This window comes from Intrasporangium chromatireducens Q5-1 (assembly GCF_000576575.1).
Taxonomy (GTDB): domain Bacteria; phylum Actinomycetota; class Actinomycetes; order Actinomycetales; family Dermatophilaceae; genus Intrasporangium_A; species Intrasporangium_A chromatireducens.
On sequence record NZ_AWQS01000350.1, the window covers coordinates 1 to 3,013 of the forward strand.

The 3,013-nt window shown below is 70.9% G+C and carries 4 protein-coding genes; 2 read left to right on the forward strand and 2 right to left on the reverse strand.

Translation table 11 applies throughout. From position 1 onward, the window contains the following. Positions 1-167: 167 nt before the first annotated feature. Positions 168-458 (reverse strand): WXG100 family type VII secretion target, encoded by a 291-nt coding sequence (locus N864_RS20795; protein ID WP_034721882.1) that lies wholly within the window; start codon positions 456-458, stop codon positions 168-170. 121 nt (positions 459-579) lie between these two features. Between N864_RS20795 and N864_RS20800 the strand changes: the two genes are divergently transcribed. Beyond that, positions 580-1,353, forward strand: a complete 774-nt coding sequence (locus tag N864_RS20800; protein ID WP_034721883.1) for a DUF4031 domain-containing protein — start codon at positions 580-582, stop codon at positions 1,351-1,353. A 10-nt stretch (positions 1,354-1,363) separates the two neighbouring features. Here the strand turns inward: N864_RS20800 and N864_RS20805 are convergent, their stop codons facing one another. Continuing rightward, positions 1,364-2,143 carry an IclR family transcriptional regulator gene (locus N864_RS20805; protein WP_034721886.1) on the reverse strand — a complete coding sequence of 260 codons (780 nt, stop codon included), beginning with the start codon at positions 2,141-2,143 and terminating at the stop codon, positions 1,364-1,366. A 155-nt stretch (positions 2,144-2,298) separates the two neighbouring features. Here N864_RS20805 and N864_RS20810 point away from each other — a divergent pair. Continuing rightward, positions 2,299-3,013 (forward strand): NAD-dependent malic enzyme (locus tag N864_RS20810; RefSeq protein WP_034721887.1); only part of this gene is annotated, 715 nt, incomplete at its 3' end.

Genomic DNA, 3,013 nt, shown 5'->3' on the forward strand with positions numbered 1-3,013 from the left:
CGGGGAGGATGCGGGCCGACCCCCGGGTTTCCCGGCCGGATGAGGGGGCTCGGGGCGGCCGGGAGCCAGAGGGGCGCCGGCGGGCGCCGGGCCGGCGTGCTGCCGGGGCGGCGTGCTGCCGGGGCGGCGGAGGCTGCGCGGAGTCGACGTGCTGGGCCCGCGCAGGATCAGCGGGCGAAGAGGGCCCGGGTCGCGTCCTCGTGCTGGAGGTAGGCGGCCGAGGCCTTCGAGGTGAGGTTGCTGATGTCGCTCAGCGTCTCGTTCACCCGGGCCTGCAGGGCCTGGTAGTCGTGCAGGACGCGGACGAACTCGGTCTTGGCCGGGCCCTCCCACGCGCCGTCGAGGGAGCCGAGCCGGCCACGCAGCTCACTCACGGACGACTGGATCGTGTCGGCCAGCCGGCGGATGTCTGCGGCCGCTGCGGCGATGCGCTCGGTGTCGATGACGGATCGGGACATGCTCGGTGCTCCTGACCTCGGGCCGGTCACCCGGCTGAACTGGTGCTTCAACACTATTTGCTTTGGTATGACCTCGGTTGCCGTCATCCACAGCCCGCCGTCCCGGACTAGGCTGGGCGCCATGACCGTGTGGATCGACCAGCCGATCTGGCCGGCGCACGGTCGCCACTTCGCCCACTTGGCCAGCGACGCGTCATACCTCGAGCTGCACGAGGTCGCTCGCCGGGCCGGTCTGCCGGAGCGCGCCTTCGACGGAGACCACTACGACGTGCCCGACGAGCGATGGCAGGCGGTCGTCGCCGCAGGCGCGACTCCGACCACGGGACCCGACCTCGCGCGCCGCCTCAACGCCTCGGGCCTGCGGCTACGCAAGCGCAAGGGCGACCGCGGCGTGGCCCGGCACCTGGGCGTCGACTTCCCGAACGGCCCGAGCCACGTCGACCTCGTGCTCTCGCGGGAGCCGGTCGACCCGGCCCGCGTCATGGCCTCGATGCTCTTCGTCCGCGACGCCGTCGGGTCGTTCGCGGCCGTCTACAGCGTCCGCCGCGACCAGTGGGGCTCCCCGGGCGGGTGGCGGGAGCCGGGTGAGGGGCCGCTGGAGAACGCGATCCGCGAGACCCATGAGGAGACCGGACTGCTGATCGAGCCGGACGCCGTGACGGCCTGCGGCTACGAACGGTTCACCCCGCTGACGCGCGAGAACGTGATCGGCACCGACGCGCCATACCTGCAGGTCTATCGGACGACGCTCAGCGTGACGGCACCCGCCCTGACCGACGGGGACGACGGCATACGGGAGACACGCTGGATGACACCGCGGGAGTATGCCGCTCACTGCGGCCGGCTGTTCTGGTGGCCGCTCGCGGTCGCCGTGTTCCCGGACCTGGGGGACTGAGCCTCCGGTGTCAGGCCAGGTCGCGCGCGAGCGCCTCACCCGCCGCGGTGAGGAGCGGCACCGCGCGCGCCACGAGCTCCTCGCTCATTCGCGTGGCCGGGCCCGAGACCGACATCGCGAGCCGGGTCGGCACGTCGGGGACGACGACGGCCACACACCGCACGCCGGTCTCCTGCTCCCCGTCATCCATCGCGTAGCCGTGCTCGCTCGCCCAGGTGAGCGCCTTGGCGAAGTCGTCCGGCTCGGTGATGGTGTGGTCGGTGTGACGCGGCATCCCGGTGCGTCGCAGGATCTCGCGCACCTGCTCCGCCGGCATCTCGGCCATGATCGCCTTGCCCACGGCGGTGCAGTGCGGCAACACCCGGCGGCCGACCTCGGTGAACATCCGCATGGACCGGTGCGACTGGGCCTGGGCGACGTAGACGATCTGGTCGCCGTCGAGCATCGCCAGGTTCGCCGACTCCCCGAGCTCGTCGACGAGGCGTTCGAGGTGGGGGCGGGCCCAGATGGCCAACGTCTGCGACGAGCTCTCGCCGAGCCGGATGAGCCGGGGCCCGAGGACGTACTGGCGGTTCGGCTCCTGGCGCAGGTAGCCGAGGTCGACGAGCGTGCGCACCAGCCGGTGGATCGTCGGCAGCGGCAGCCCGGACGCGGCGGCGAGGTTCGACAGACCCATGATGCCGCCGTGGTCGGCCATCGTCTCGAGCAGGGTGAAGGCCCGCTCGATCGACTGCACGCCCCCGGAACGCTTCTCGGGGGCGGCCTTGCGGGCGGGCTCGGCGGGGGGCATGACACTCCTTCACGGTTTCCGTATGGCGAAACTCTACTACCGCGAGGCACGCCGGCTCGTGTGCGTGCGGCACAGCCGACCGACCTTGAAGTTTCCGTTTGTCAAACATTAGTATCCGCAATACGAAAATCACGCAGAGGTGAGGTGGGCGAGTCATGGGTACACCCAGTCCCGGGTATGCGGTCACGGTCCGGGTCGAGGCGCCGTCCTCGGCCGACGCGACGGGAGGGCTGGTCGCCGCCGTCCACCGGGCGAAGGGGTCGCTGACCGCGCTCGACATCGTCGAGTCGACGCACAACAACCTCGTCGTCGACGTCACGTATGACGCCTCCGACGCCGACCACGCTGAGCGGATCACCGAGGAACTGGGGGCCGTGCCCGGAGTGACGGTGCGCAAGGTTAGCGACCGGACCTTCCTCATGCACCTCGGCGGCAAGCTCGAGGTCGTGCCCAAGGTGCCGCTCAAGCACCGTGACGACCTCTCCCGCGCCTACACGCCCGGCGTCGCGCGGATCTGCATGGCGATCGCGGAGAACCCGGCCGATGCCCGCCGCCTGACGATCAAGCGGAACACGGTCGCCGTCGTGACGGACGGGTCGGCCGTGCTCGGCCTGGGCAACATCGGCCCTGCCGCCGCACTGCCGGTCATGGAGGGCAAGGCCGCGTTGTTCAAGCAGTTCGCCGGCGTCGATGCCTGGCCGGTATGCCTCGACACGCAGGACACCGAGGAGATCATCTCGATCGTCAAGGCGATTGCGCCGGTCTATGGCGGGGTCAACCTCGAGGACATCGCCGCGCCCCGCTGCTTCGAGATCGAGCGTCGCCTGCGCGACGAGCTGGACATCCCGGTCTTCCACGACGACCAGCACG